At 46.2% G+C, this 13,432-nt stretch carries 13 protein-coding genes; 3 read left to right on the top strand and 10 right to left on the bottom strand.

Features of this window, described 5'->3' with window-relative positions; all coding sequences use genetic code 11:
- Positions 1–265: 265 nt before the first annotated feature.
- The 8 genes from HXW94_RS16775 to HXW94_RS16810 all read right to left on the bottom strand — a co-directional run bounded on the left by HXW94_RS16775 (position 266) and on the right by HXW94_RS16810 (position 8,263).
- Positions 266–631 (bottom strand): DUF3127 domain-containing protein, encoded by a 366-nt coding sequence (locus HXW94_RS16775; RefSeq protein WP_178368055.1) that lies wholly within the window; start codon positions 629–631, stop codon positions 266–268.
- A gap of 285 nt (positions 632–916) precedes the next feature.
- Positions 917–1,348 (bottom strand): response regulator, encoded by a 432-nt coding sequence (locus HXW94_RS16780; protein WP_178368056.1) that lies wholly within the window; start codon positions 1,346–1,348, stop codon positions 917–919.
- Positions 1,349–1,407: 59 nt separating this feature from the next.
- Entirely contained in the window at positions 1,408–2,055 is a 648-nt protein-coding gene (locus tag HXW94_RS16785) for a sensor histidine kinase (RefSeq protein ID WP_178368057.1), read from the bottom strand.
- Entirely contained in the window at positions 2,052–2,423 is a 372-nt protein-coding gene (locus tag HXW94_RS16790; protein WP_178368058.1) for a response regulator, read from the bottom strand. The genes HXW94_RS16785 and HXW94_RS16790 overlap by 4 nt, the downstream gene beginning before the upstream one ends.
- 3 nt (positions 2,424–2,426) lie before the next feature.
- On the bottom strand, positions 2,427–4,154 hold the full coding sequence (locus HXW94_RS16795) for a sensor histidine kinase (protein ID WP_178368059.1): 1,728 nt from the start codon (positions 4,152–4,154) through the stop codon (positions 2,427–2,429).
- 30 nt (positions 4,155–4,184) lie between these two features.
- A complete protein-coding gene (locus tag HXW94_RS16800) occupies positions 4,185–5,402 on the bottom strand; it encodes a response regulator (RefSeq protein WP_178368060.1) in 1,218 nt (405 codons plus the stop codon).
- A 116-nt stretch (positions 5,403–5,518) separates the two neighbouring features.
- A complete protein-coding gene (locus HXW94_RS16805; RefSeq protein WP_178368061.1) occupies positions 5,519–7,657 on the bottom strand; it encodes a SulP family inorganic anion transporter in 2,139 nt (712 codons plus the stop codon).
- Between the two features lie 27 nt (positions 7,658–7,684).
- On the bottom strand, positions 7,685–8,263 hold the full coding sequence (locus HXW94_RS16810) for a TetR/AcrR family transcriptional regulator (RefSeq protein ID WP_178368062.1): 579 nt from the start codon (positions 8,261–8,263) through the stop codon (positions 7,685–7,687).
- 186 nt (positions 8,264–8,449) lie between these two features.
- On the opposite strand from HXW94_RS16810, the gene argJ reads away from it, so the two are divergent.
- Both argJ and HXW94_RS16820 read left to right on the top strand, forming a co-directional pair.
- Positions 8,450–9,631: a bifunctional glutamate N-acetyltransferase/amino-acid acetyltransferase ArgJ gene (gene argJ / locus HXW94_RS16815; protein ID WP_178368063.1), complete on the top strand. Its 1,182-nt coding sequence runs from the start codon at positions 8,450–8,452 to the stop codon at positions 9,629–9,631.
- Positions 9,600–10,343, top strand: a complete 744-nt coding sequence (locus HXW94_RS16820; RefSeq protein WP_178368064.1) for a pseudouridine synthase — start codon at positions 9,600–9,602, stop codon at positions 10,341–10,343. Before argJ ends, HXW94_RS16820 begins: the two co-directional genes overlap by 32 nt.
- Here the strand turns inward: HXW94_RS16820 and HXW94_RS16825 are convergent.
- Positions 10,332–11,354: a tryptophan--tRNA ligase gene (locus HXW94_RS16825; protein ID WP_246294158.1), complete on the bottom strand. Its 1,023-nt coding sequence runs from the start codon at positions 11,352–11,354 to the stop codon at positions 10,332–10,334. The two genes, HXW94_RS16820 and HXW94_RS16825, sit on opposite strands and share 12 nt — an antisense overlap.
- A gap of 77 nt (positions 11,355–11,431) precedes the next feature.
- Positions 11,432–12,724, bottom strand: a complete 1,293-nt coding sequence (gene iscB / locus HXW94_RS16830; RefSeq protein WP_178368065.1) for an RNA-guided endonuclease IscB — start codon at positions 12,722–12,724, stop codon at positions 11,432–11,434.
- A gap of 364 nt (positions 12,725–13,088) precedes the next feature.
- On the opposite strand from iscB, the gene HXW94_RS16835 reads away from it, so the two are divergent.
- Positions 13,089–13,334 (top strand): hypothetical protein, encoded by a 246-nt coding sequence (locus HXW94_RS16835; protein WP_178368066.1) that lies wholly within the window; start codon positions 13,089–13,091, stop codon positions 13,332–13,334.
- Positions 13,335–13,432 lie beyond the last annotated feature (98 nt).

A 13,432-nucleotide genomic window follows, 5' to 3' on the forward strand; every position in this document is an offset into this window, starting at 1 on the left:
TGAGATAATCACAATTCATATTTGAGTATAATAAACACGGTATTTTGCTGTGACAAGATAGTTGCGATCAAAATTCTGATGATAAAAACTGTAAAGTACTTTTGAACTTATATGAAGGATGCCAAAATTTGTTAACTTTTCTTTGAAAGTTAACTAAATCAATCCCTTGATAAGGCGGAATGGTGTTTGTATCAATTTACCAGTGTATTTAAAATTGTCCCCTGGGGGACAGTTTTCTGTTAAAGTATTACATATGGTGACAAGCCTAAAACGGAATATCATCATCCCCCAAAGATGGTGTTTCGTCGAAATCAGGAGGCTCATTCATCGGTGGTTGTTCTGTCTGTTCACCGTCTGCTGCCAGAATTCTCCAGGCTTGTAGTGTATTAAAGTATTTAATTTCACCTTGAGGACTGGTCCATTTTCGGCCTTTTAGATTGAAATAAACTTCAACCTCTTGACCGCTGGAGAATTTATCAAGAAGTTCGCATTTGTCTTGAATAAGCTCAAATTTTATAAATTCAGGGTAGTTGGGGTTTTCTGCATATTCGACTACAAACTCTCTTTTTTTGAACGTATCAGTAATCTGCTGGATTTCAAAAATTTCAAGTAGTTTGGCTTTTATCTCCATGTTCTTTTTCACCTTATAAAATACTTTAATTATCTAAGAGCCTTCTATCAATTGTCTTAGCGCTCTCCTTGAAAAAAAGCTTTAAAGTTTATCACTCAGCTGTTATTATGCGTCTGGCATGTAAAATTCGGTTGATCAGATCGAAATGTTTGAGGCGAGGAAATACATGACAATCTATATTTTTCAGGTAAAAGGGATAAAAGCCATGGCGCACGCTTTTATCCCTTTTTTTGTCCGTTTTTTTGTCCGTTGAAAAAAACCGCTCAAACACCTAAGTATTAGGGGTTACCATCCCCGGGTCTCCATGATATCCTTGATTCTTTCCTCTGCTTTTTTCTCCACCAGGATCATCTTTTTAGCCTGGGCTTTTTTGATTTTTTCCGTCAGGGTCGTCAGGTCAGCCGGTTTTTCAAGCAGGTCCATGGCACCTAATTTCATGGCCTCGATACCTTTTTCAACCGTGGCATGCCCGGTCAAAAGAATGACCTGAAGTTCAGGTTTTTTCTTTTTCAAGACTTTTAACGTTTCGATACCATCCATTTCCGGCATCTGCAAATCCAGCACCACTACGTCAAAGGAATGTTCTTCAACGTTTTTAAGACCTTCAATGGCGGAACTCGAAGTGCTCACCGTCATTCCCCGGGTCGTCATTCTCTCTGCCAGGGCTTGTGTAAACTCCTGTTCGTCATCTATGATTAAAACTTTTTCATCACTCATTGCCGGGGTCTCCTTTTAATTAGTTGATATTAAAGAAGGTGTTATTTATGGGAATTTTTTTAATTGCCAAATATCAGGTCAGCCCGGTTGTGCTGATCATCCAATACCAGTTTTGCCTGGAATAGATCCAATGTCCGGCCGCTTGCCTCTAGCCCAAAATCCGATGCAAAAGGCTGTTCGCATTGAAAACTTAAACAGACCTGTTTATTTTCATCTTTTATAGAAGATATATTGAGAAGGGCACCTGATGCAAGATTTTCCGTTATTTTTTCTAAAATTGACCAGATCAGAAACAATAAAAAGAAAAGTGATCCGTTCACATAAAGTTTGTCGGCAGCCTGGGTATGATTTATATTAATGTTTCTATTGGCAATGATCCTGGCGCCAAGACCAAACGCAAGCCCCACCGCTTCATCCAGATCTATCTGTTGTTCCGGGTTGTCCATACTGTGGGAAAAATTGTTAAGGGATTTCACGATACCATCAGCCCGGGCGATCTGTTTTTCAATGCGTTGGACAATCTCTGAAAAACGTTCGATATCCAGCGGAGTACCTTTTTGTGCCATCATAAGATGATCCGACATCAGTCCTGCATTTTCGTTCATGATGGCCAGACAGTTTTTAATATCATGGGATATGGATGCCCCCATCCGGCCGAAATAAGCCGGGCCGTATTGCGTTATCATTTCCTGAGCCGTGTGTTTCAACGTTTTCCTCCATCAAGCATGACCTTGTTGAGCTTTTCAATCAGGCTGTCAATTTCCACAGGTTTAACAAGATAAAAAGCCTCTCCGGTATGGGAACATCCTTCATAGTAGCATTCTTCAGACCCGTGGCCGGTCATAAAAATAAATTTGAGTTCAGGACATATGCCCTCCATCTGTTCCTTGAGTTCAAAGCCGTTCATATCCGGCATCTGAACATCTAAAACCGCAATGTCATAATTTTGATCAGACAGCATGGAGATGGCGTCATTGGGCGTGGCTGCCCAGTGTGCGTCAATTCCTCTGTACCCAAGGCGTTCTGCCAGGGTAGAGACCAGTTCTTTCTCATCATCGACCAGAAGTATCTGCATAGTTCACTCTTCTTTCTGTGTTGTTGTGGGCAGATATATAATAAATGTAGTGCCCTCATTAACCTTGCTTTCTACGTTAATCCGCCCACCCAGTTCCTGGACAAGACCATAGGTGATGGAAAGTCCTAACCCGGTACCGCCTTGATTGGTCTTTGTGGAAAAAAACGGTTCAAAAATATGTTTCAGATTTTCAGGAGAAATACCACATCCACTGTCTCTTATATCAAGGCGAACAAATGGGTCATCCGTTTTTTGTGCACTGACGGAAAGCCTGCCGTCTTTAGGCATGGCGGCAAATGCGTTATTTACGATGTTTAAAAGAACCTGCTGCAGCTTGCCCCGGTTGCCAACGACCTGAGGCAGATCATCAGGCACATCTATATCAATAAAAATATTTTTTAACTGAGCCTCTTTTATCAGAAACACCAGCACTTCATCAAGAACGGATTTAAGGATTAAGGGTACGGGAGCGGTCTGGGTCTGGCGACCGAAACTGAGTAACTGGCGTGTAATCCTGCTGCACCGCTTCACAGATGCAAGGATAACATCCACGGTTTCAAGAAGTCTGGTATCCTTTTTCAGTTCTTCCTTGAAATGCGCCATATCTTTTATGAGACCGGCTTTTTCATTGATAATGGCCAACGGATTATTGATTTCATGGGCGACACCTGCGGCAAGCCGGCCGATGGAAGCCATCTTGTTTTCATATTCAGCCATGTGAAAATATTTGGAACGTTTGCGGTCTAAAAGTTGCAGACGTCGGACAAAATATGTGGTTACGGCCCAGATCCATAAAAGAACGACGGATATGCTGATACCCAGATACTGGATTAATGTCACCTGGCTGTGATGCCAGGGGGACATGATCTCCTTTTGGGATTTAAGCACCACCAGAATAAACGGGGTATCGGGTATGTGTCTGAATGCTGCGATCAGATCCTGTCGATTTTCTAATGTAATCCTCATGGTACGGGTTTGTTCTGTGGCAAGGGGTAATGCAATGTTTGCTTTTTCAAGCACATTGCCAAAGTAGTGGGACGGTGTTTGAAGCACGCCCCGTGCATTGATCAAAAAGGCATCCCCGTTACCCGATGTCTTGACTTCGGATAAAATTTTGGGCAGCTGATGCTCAATCGTGGCCCGGATAATGAAATAGGTATTATCCGGGGTGGTATGACGCAGGGCAATGGAAATATGGGGAACATTTCTGAACCCCAGAAATACATCACTTACGGAAATTCCATGGGTCATGGTGTCTTTGAACCATTGCTGATCCTTATAATTCCTGCCTGCAAGGCCATGGGGGCCGGCATAGGCTTTTTGAACCCCCGTGGCGTCAATAATGCCGATATCCGTAAATCCCCCAAAGCTTTCATGCAGAAAATCTAAAATTTCCGTCAGTTGCGGTGTGTTCTCAAGCTGCTCAAAGGAATTGGACTGTACCACGTAATTTAATGCATTTTTGCGTTCATCTAAAAAAAAGGCAAGTGAGCGCCATGTATTAGAGGCCAGGCGGGAAGCCCTGGCCTCAGCATCATTTTCCAGAGACCGCTGGGTCAAATTGTAGTCCAGGACGGCAAAAAAAATAACAGGAATAATGGCAAATGCGGCTGTCAGCACAAAGGAGAGTAGCCATATCCGTCTATAATTAAGGAATTCCCCTATAAGTAGTTTGGTGCCTGGGCCCGTGCCTTGTGACTTTTTTTCTGTATTATTAGTTTCCTGGGCCATAATAATGATCCTGTTTCTATAATATCGCGTTTACTTTTGTTTCTGCTTTATTTTCTCATTGGCAGCCTTTAAATTCAGGCTTAACTCTTCTATATCCACAGGCTTTTGCAGATAAGCAAAGGCCCCAAGCTTCATGCAGATCTCCCTGTCTGCATCTGACCCATGGCCGGTTAGAATGATGACTTCAATTTCAGGCCTGGATGCCTTGACCTTTTTAAGCACTTCAATACCGTCAATCCCCGGCATTTTCAAATCCAGGATCATCACATCGGGTTCATCCGCTTCCACCAGATTTAACGCGGATTCACCGTCATAGGCAATGGCGGATCCCATTTCCCGCATCTGCAGTCTTTCGGAAAGGGTCTGTACAAATTCACGTTCGTCATCCACTAAAAGAACTTTTGACGGGACCTCAAAATCGAACCTGCGATAGATATCTGCCTGGTAAAACCCCTTGCCGATACGGGTTTCAACCGAAGAGACCCCTTCAACCTGTTGGGCAATATTTTTAAGCTCCTCTTCAAGTTTTCCTAGAAGAAGCACTTTGGTATTGATTGTCAACGTGACCAACCCGTCCCGGGCGCTGACCTCTACGTTATGGCCTTCTTTAGACAATGCCACCCCCACCCGTGCTGCCAGGGCAAAATCATCGGCAGCCTTCCTGGACGCCTTGGTGGACTGAATCACTTCATTTTTTAAATTTTCAAGAATCAGGGATACCGCTTCATCTTTGGTCATTTTGTCCGTGGGCAGAAGGATGTCGTAAAGGGAAGCATCCCAGGGATCGGCAATCTTGTGAAGCGTATTAGACCATGCACTGCACGATTCGTCATTCTTTGATATCAGATTGACGGCATCTTTTTCACTTAAGTTTTGCGCTTGCATGGCCTGTTCAATTCGAAATGCCTTGTCTGCAATCAGGCAGATTCTTAATACATGGCTTATGGAGGCAGGGATCAAAAGACTTGTAAATCCATCAATCACGCAATTATCCTGGGACATCAGCTCTGCCATGGCCAGACGCAGATACGCAATGGCGCGCTCTTTTTCATGGGTGAACTTATTGAACACCGATGTTTTTTCAAGAAACGAGCGGGCAATTTTATTTTCGGACATTCCGGACAACCGGGCGGCCGAGGCGAGCAGGTCATTGTCTGACAGCAATTTAAATCCGCTTTGATCAATAACATCTGAAATGATTGACGCTTTGCCGCAATATGAACCGCTGAAAAATGTCAGTATAGACATGGGATTTCTCCTTTTTATATGAAAACTCCAATAGGTTGTTAATGTTCTTTCACTCAATGATCGAGTTTCATGTTTCGTTGTGGCTTACTTAAGCCTCGGGTGTTGCGCCATGGCTGTTATTTAGTCGTTTGGGGTTCCAGGCAGCTTACGAGTAATGGACACTCATTTTCTTTGGTATTGTCATGGGTTTGTTTATGAACAATTGCCAGTGCTTTTTCCATGGTGGGGTAAATGTTTTGCTCCCCGATCTCTTCAAGCAAATGCGTACGTGCAAGTACCCGGTAAACCGCATCATTGATCCCGCTGAACGATACGCCGTATCCGGCACTTCTCAGCCGCTGAATAATCAGGGCCAGCGCTTCCTGGCCCGAGGCATCTATATCGTTGATACCGTTGCAGGCGATAATAAAGTGTTTTAGATCCGATGCCTCCTGGATACGGTCGTTTATTTCATCTTCAAGGTAGCTGGCATTGGCAAAAAACAGCGGACCTTCAAAACGGATCATTTGTATGTGAGCACAAGTGGCAAGTTCATGTACACACGAATCTTTGAGTGCCTGATCTTCGCCCCTTGAAAGGATGCTGATTTTGGGGCGCATGCTTTTATACAGGAATACAGCCAAAGACAGGCCGACACCAATGTAGATACCACTTTCCAGATGAGGTGCCACAGCCAGGGTGACAACAAAGGTAATTACGGAAATCAGGCCGTCATACCACTGTGCTTCCCAGGCATGAATAAAACCGGAAACGTTCACAAGCCCGATAACCGCCATCATGATAACCGAAGCCAGGACTGCCTGGGGCAGGTGATAAAGCAACGGTGTAAAAAACAACAGGGTGATGATGACCATAAGGCTGGTTATAACACTGGAGAGACCGGAAACAGCACCGGCCTGGAGATTGACGGCACTTCTGGAAAAAGAACCGGATACCGGATAACTTTTGCCGATAGAGCCCAGGATATTGGAAAGACCCTGGCCGATAAGCTCCTGGTTGGGATCAAGCCGCTGTCCGGTTTTGGCCGCCATGGCCTTGGCAATGGCAATGGCTTCCATGAAACCGAGCAAAGAGATGATAATGGCATAGGGTAAAAGCTTCAGGAATACGGAAACGTTAATAGCGGGCACACCTAATTTGGGAAGCCCTTTGGGGATGTCACCGACCACGGCACCGCCGCCGGACAGCTTTATGGCCTGTGTATCAACGGCTTTATTACCTATCCGGATACGATATACTCTGTTATCCGCTCCGGCATCCGGCATCTCCGGGCTGTCTTTTGCATAGAATATAATGCCTTTACCCCTGTCCTCAACAGCACTGAAGTGCATCTCCCGAAGCCGGGTACGAATGTCGGACGCCTTGGCTTTGGCTGCATCTATTCTCGCTGTGATAACTGTGGACTGGTATTGTAAATCCAGTTTTTCAATTGTGGAGGCATCATGACTGCTTTCTATCTTGGATGTAAGTTGTGTACGCTCAACACTTAAATCTTTGATGGATTGAACCGTGAGATTGAATGACTGGATATCCTGTTGGACATTTTTATCCATGATTTGGGTAATTGTCACCATTTCATTATGCTGGAAGCCGGTGGCCCAGGAAATGATCGTGGTGACGGCAACCGCAGCAAGTACAAAAGGAAGTCTTGGATTCAGCCGCTTTAACCCCACCATGATGGCGATGGATAAAATCCCCATGCCAAGGGTGGGCAGATGGGTGTAGTGAAAGGCACTTTCAATCACCCGTATAATGGTTTCATAATGGTGAGGCGCCTTGTCCACATATACGCCGAACAGTTTAGACAGCTGGGAGGTACCGATGATAATTGCCGCAGCATTGGTAAAACCGTTCACAACAGGATGGGACAGAAAGTTAACAATAAGGCCCAGGCGAAGAATGCCAAGCAGCAGCTGGAAAATACCAACAGTAAGCGCCAGGACAATTGCATAGGCAATAAAGGCTTCACTTCCGGCGGATGCCAACGGTTCAAGACTTGCTGCGGTCATTAAAGAGACCACGGCGACAGGACCGGTTGCCAGCTGGCGGCTGGACCCGAACAATGAAGCGATCATGGGGGGCAAAAAAGCGGCATAAAGGCCGTAGTAGGCCGGCAGACCTGCCAACTGGGCATAGGCCATGGACTGGGGAATAAGCACCAGGGCCACAGTGAGTCCGGCCACAAAATCAATTTTGAATTTGGCCAGGGAGTAATCTTTGAACCACTCTATGAACGGCAGTATTTTGGTTAACATGTCGAACACCTTTCTAAATTAATTGTCTTAAGTCTTTAGCATACGTCTGCAGGCAGTTACAAGCTCATTGAACAGTGCATTGGCATTATACAGATTGTACGTTTTAAACCGGACCACCCCGTCCACCATGGAAAAGATAATCAAGGCGGTTTTGCGGCTAGGCAACGGATCAATGGAACCGTCCTTTATCCCCATTTCGATACCGTCTTCATAGATGGAAACAAGACAGTCGTAAATGGCTTCCAGATAATTACGGCATTCAGGTACTGCCTCTGCCATGTGGTAGGGATAGTACCTGTGCAAAAGAAGAAATTGATTCTCCAGCGTGCCGGCCAGGTATAAATGGAAGGATACCGCACGTTCAATCATGCCCATGCCGCTGTCAAAATGCTGATTTCCCATATACGTATCAAATTCCTCCAGAATCATTTCTTTGGTCTTTTCAAGAACCGCTAAAAACAACTTTTCTTTGGTCTTGAAGTGATAAAAAATAGTTCCTTCAGCCACATTGATCAATTTTGCCAGATCAGCGGTGGAGGTCTCTTTGAATCCGTTTTTGGAAAACAGCACCGTAGCAGCCTGTAGTATGGCATCTTTTTTGGACATAACACCTCTAAATATTGAGTGACTACTCATTTTGTTTGAGTGTATACTCAGTTATTTTTTTCTTGTCAAATGATTTTTAACCGTTTTCTAATTTTTTTATTACTTATGTTTACAAAGGGGCTGAAACCTCACTATACTTTACGATCAATTTTTTGAGATGGACTTAAGAAAGAAAGGGAAAATAAAATGAAAGGCTTTAAATTTGCCGGAATCTGTGCCGGAATTAAAAAAAACAGATCCTTGGATCTTGGCCTGATCTATTCGGAAGAACCTGCTTGTGCGGCAGCATTGTTTACACAAAATCAGGTGGTTGCAGCCCCTGTTATGCTTGGCAGAAAAACCATGGAAAAGGGCATGCTTCAGGCAATACTGGTCAACTCAGGCAATGCCAACTGTTTTACCGGTGCACAGGGAATCGCCCATGCAGAACAATGCGTTGAACTTGTGGCCAACGCCCTTAACATTAACCCTGAACATGTATTGGTCTCTTCCACCGGGGTGATCGGTGCGCCTTTGCCTGTGGATAAAATTGAAGCAAAAATTCCAGAAGCTGTGAAAAGTCTTGACGTTTGTACAATTGTGGATTTTGCCGGCGCGATTCTCACCACGGATACCTGCACGAAAATGGTGTCCCGCAAGGGAACAATCAATACCGCCGAGGATGAAAAAAGCTTCACCATTATGGGCGTTGCCAAAGGATCCGGTATGATTCGGCCGGATATGGCCACCATGCTTGCCTACATATTTACGGATGCTGATATTTCAAGCGATCTGCTTAAACAGGCACTGACCCATGCCGCGTCCCGTTCCTTTAACCGGATTAGCGTAGACGGGGATACCAGTACCAATGATACCCTTGTATGTATGGCCAACGGGGCAGGGCAGGCCGTGATCGACAATGATGACGCCCTTGGGGTATTCCAGGCGGCTTTAGATGAGGTCTGCTATGAGCTTGCTAAAAAGATTGTCAAAGACGGGGAGGGTGCCACAAAGGTTGCCACCATCACGGTCAAAGGCGCTCTGACCGCTGAGGATGCATTTAAAACAGCCGAGGCCATTGCCCACTCCCCGCTTGTTAAAACCGCCATTTACGGCCAGGACCCCAATTGGGGCCGGATCACGGCGGCCGCAGGACGATCCGGAGCTAGCGTGGACCAGGATAAGATGGACTTGTATTTTGACGATGTCCTGCTGGTTCAAAGCGGGCAGTGGCAGGGTAAGGCGGCGGAAGAAAAAGCGGCGGACATTATGAAGCACAATGAAATCACCATTGTTCTGGATCTCAATCTTGGAGAGGGCCGGGATCAGTTCCTGTTCTGTGACTTTAGTGAAAACTATGTCAAAATTAATACCGACTACAGATCCTGAAGCCGTGCCCGGTATCCGGCTGCAGAAAATTTTAGCCCATAGCGGGCTTTGTTCGCGCAGAAAGGCCGAGACCCTTATCCTTGAGGGCCGGGTGTCAGTGAATGGCATGGTTGTAGACGCGCTTGGCACCCGGGCTGATCCGGCAACGGATAAGGTCTGTCTTGACGGCAAGCCGGTTCCCTATACATCGGATAAAACCCGCGAATATACCTATCTTGCCGTCAACAAACCCAAAGGGGTGGTCACAACCTGCGCCCAGAAAAATGCAAAAATTATCCTGGACCTTGTGCCGGTAAAAAAAAGAGTCTATCCCGTGGGGCGGTTGGATAAGGATTCCGTGGGGCTTGTTTTGCTCACCGATGACGGTGACCTGCATAACCGGTTATCCCATCCCTCCCATGATCATGAAAAAGAGTATCTGGTGTTTACGACCCGGCCTGTCAGCGACCGGGATCTGACGACCATGGCCCAGGGCATGGTGATAGACGGAAAAAAAACCCGGCGGGCCAGGGTCCACAGGGTTTCTGAAAATGGATTTAAAATTGTTTTAAAGCAGGGGTTAAACCGCCAGATCCGGAAAATGGTGGGCAAAACCGGCAATCAGGTGACCATGCTCAAACGGATCCGCATGGCCAATATCCGCCTTGGCAGTCTGCCCCCCGGCAAATGGCGGTATCTCACCGAAAAAGAAGTGAAGGGATTAAGACAGTGACTGAATCCCAACGCTCTTTCTGACTTTATCCAGGAAAGGTACCGAATATTCCCTGGCCCGAAGCGCCCCTTTTTTCAGAATATCTTCAATATCTTTGGGGTTGGCCATCAGTGCTTCATATCGCTGTCTGGGTTCTTTTAAAATATCATTAATGTATTCAAATAATTCCTGTTTCATGGCGCCCCAGGCAATGCCTTCCCGGTAGCGTCGTGCCAGGTCTTTTGTCTGTTCCGGTGTGGCAAAGGCCCGGTAAATTGAAAACAACGTGCAGGTATCCGGATCTTTGGGTTCATCGGGGCCCAGGGAATTGGTCTGGATCTTCATGATCATTTTGCGCAGCCGTTTTTCCGTATCAAACAGTGGAATAAAGTTGTTGTAGCTTTTGCTCATTTTGCGCCCGTCAAGGCCACAGAGTACGGCAGCCGTGTCATCCACAACCACCTCGGGCAACACAAATAACGTGTTGTAGGTATGATTGAATTTTGCGGCAATATCCCTTGTCATTTCAAGGTGCTGAATCTGATCCTTGCCCACGGGCACCTTGGCGGCATTGAACATGAGAATGTCGGCTGCCATGAGAATGGGATAGGAAAAAAGGCCCATGGTAATGCCCTGATCCGGATCTTTTCTCTGTTGTTCTTCGTTTTCCTGGACTGCCGCCTTGTATGCATGGGCGCGGTTCATCAGCCCCTTGGCGGTCAAGCAGGTTAAAATCCAGGTAAGTTCCGGAATTTCGGGAATATCAGACTGCCGGTAAAATACACAATTATTGTAATCCAACCCCAGGGCAATCCAGGCGGCAGCAATTTCAAGGGTGGATGTTTTTCGTTTTTCCGGGTCATGATTTTTTATCAGGGAGTGGTAATCTGCCAGAAAATAATAAGAGGTCAGGTCCGGATTTTTGCTGGATTCAACAGCCGGTCGAATAGCGCCGACATAGTTGCCAAGGTGAGGCGTACCCGAGGTGGTAATGCCTGTTAAAAAGTCTGCGTTTTTCATAAAATGCGGCAAGGAAACCCCTGAGTCTTTAGCTCAGGGGAGGAATTGCCGCCCTCCTTATAATAATTTAGTAGTCCAGGTACCGGACCTTAGCACGTCGTATTGTAGGAATAACCGTCAGATGCGTGAAGCAGCCTGCAGTATTTCCAGCTAATGCCCTGTACTGTTTTGTCCACTGTTTTAATGTTAAATGATCCGCTTTTTCTGACAGCGACACGCCCGATGTACGTTCCAACCTTTTTGCCGGAAGTGACAACCGCCTTGACGATGTCGCCCGTCTGAAAGCCTTTGACTTTTTTCTCAGTTGACTTTGCTGTTGTCCGGGGGAATCCGAACTTGTTTACCCTGCACATCTGCCTTGAACCATGACCGTCTGCCTTTACAATCAACACGGTTTTGTCGATCTGAAACATCTTTTCAGGTGTGCTTTTGCCTACACAGGCGGCATCGAGCCAATGCGTTTTGTGAAGTCCCCTGGTCGTCCGGTTGAATTTTGTCAGACCGCCGGAGCCGGTTTTAACCGGCAGTCCGGTTTTTTTCAAGGTACGGAACAAGTCCCATCGGGTCGCATTGACGGCGCCCGCATCCTTGAGCGGCACTTTGGATTGCTTTTGAATTCGTTTCAACAGTCGCGGTTTCCTTGAAAGGAACTGTTCGAGTGCTTTGTTCCCCTTCTTCCTGTTGCACACCGTACAGGCCAGTGTCAGATTGCTGACTCTGTTTGAACCGCCTTTCGATTTCGGCACGATATGTTCAATCTCCAACGGGATATCTGTTTTTCCGCAGTAGGCACACGTTCTGTCCCATTTTTCCAGAAGGTATTCCCGTAGCTCATAACCCATGAGTTCCCCCTGTTGATACGCGACACCGGATATTTCGGGATTCTGTATTTTCTGCATGTCAAACCGAACCAACTCCATTGAAATTGCCTGAATATTGCAAAACCGGCACAACCGCTTGACCCAGGTTTCGATATTGTGAACCCGGCTTTTTAATGAAGGGGGCAGCCATCCTTCCGCCCTGGTCCGGTTATCAAAGCGCGGCTTCCGGTATCGCGTTTTCCGGTTTCTCCGGGATCTTCTGACGGCTCGTCTTGATTCCAGATTATTTTTGATCTGTTGGCCTCGATGTCTCAGTTCCATGGCAAAAATAATCTCTCCGGAATCGTCGTTAATCACGGCAATTCCGGTCTCTCTACTGCCCGGATCAATCTTGATCCGCAATGGGTTTGATGCCACGTCCAAGACGTTCTCTTTCAAAATGATCGTGAAGGGGAACTGTCTGAAAACTGCGGCTTTCCCTTCTGTTAAAAGCAATCTTGCCTTTGCCGGATGTACCGGATTCTGTGGCTTTTTGTTTGTGTCCAGAACAAATACGCTCAATTTTAAAATCCTCTTGTTTCCAAGGTAATGTTTGCCTCGTCAATGTTATGATCGGGTTTGGCGCAAGCAGCACCGACTTAACCCCTTAAACCTGTTTAACCACTTACCGTAGAACCTGGAGCCGGCGAGCACCCCAGGGTACCTATTTCCGATCTAACGTAGTGCTCGAAGCACTTAGACTGGTCAACTTTGGGGCTTTTTCAAGCCCCTCGGTCTTCAGCCGAGGGGTAGTTGACTTAATATTCCTAATAAATTTGGTGTAATGCAAAAAAAGGGAAGTACCAGAATCTTATCTTTTTTTCAAGCCGCGTCTTTTCGGTGCCGGCAATTCTAAATCGGGGTTTTGCTGAGGCCGCTAATTACCATGTTGCCACACTGCCGAGGCTATGCTATAAACCCACCTCCAATTGTTCTGGCCATTATTCTGATCCTGCAGCAAAAAACGGCATTGCTTGTTCAGGCAAGCGCCGGGGACTGGGCGCGCGGGGTGCTTTTCGGGGCAATTAATCCGTTTGCTTATTATCTTGTACTGCTGCAGGCGTATGATCTTCTGCCTGCTCAGCAGGCGCAGCCCCTGAACTATAGTTACCAACTCCATAGAGAAATATAGAGATTGATCTTAAACAGGTTGATTGACTGTCAGCGGCGAACCACTTATCTCTCGAAGCGTATAGCTCAGTTCTAACCTGTCGGATGCACTACGAGCAT

This window comes from Desulfobacter latus (assembly GCF_013389365.1).
Lineage (GTDB): Bacteria > Desulfobacterota > Desulfobacteria > Desulfobacterales > Desulfobacteraceae > Desulfobacter > Desulfobacter latus.

Bases quoted from the DNA above. Each gene is read 5' to 3' on its own strand.
- argJ (WP_178368063.1), top strand. From the start codon at position 8,450: ATGAAAGGCTTTAAATTTGCCGGAATCTGTGCCGGAATTAAAAAAAAC.
- HXW94_RS16780 (WP_178368056.1), bottom strand. From the start codon at position 1,348: ATGAGTGATGAAAAAGTTTTAATCATAGATGACGAACAGGAGTTTACA.
- HXW94_RS16805 (WP_178368061.1), bottom strand. From the start codon at position 7,657: ATGTTAACCAAAATACTGCCGTTCATAGAGTGGTTCAAAGATTACTCC.
- HXW94_RS16835 (WP_178368066.1), top strand. From the start codon at position 13,089: ATGTTGCCACACTGCCGAGGCTATGCTATAAACCCACCTCCAATTGTT.
- HXW94_RS16810 (WP_178368062.1), bottom strand. From the start codon at position 8,263: ATGTCCAAAAAAGATGCCATACTACAGGCTGCTACGGTGCTGTTTTCC.
- HXW94_RS16820 (WP_178368064.1), top strand. From the start codon at position 9,600: ATGTCAAAATTAATACCGACTACAGATCCTGAAGCCGTGCCCGGTATC.
- HXW94_RS16800 (WP_178368060.1), bottom strand. From the start codon at position 5,402: ATGTCTATACTGACATTTTTCAGCGGTTCATATTGCGGCAAAGCGTCA.
- HXW94_RS16790 (WP_178368058.1), bottom strand. From the start codon at position 2,423: ATGCAGATACTTCTGGTCGATGATGAGAAAGAACTGGTCTCTACCCTG.
- HXW94_RS16775 (WP_178368055.1), bottom strand. From the start codon at position 631: ATGGAGATAAAAGCCAAACTACTTGAAATTTTTGAAATCCAGCAGATT.
- HXW94_RS16795 (WP_178368059.1), bottom strand. From the start codon at position 4,154: ATGGCCCAGGAAACTAATAATACAGAAAAAAAGTCACAAGGCACGGGC.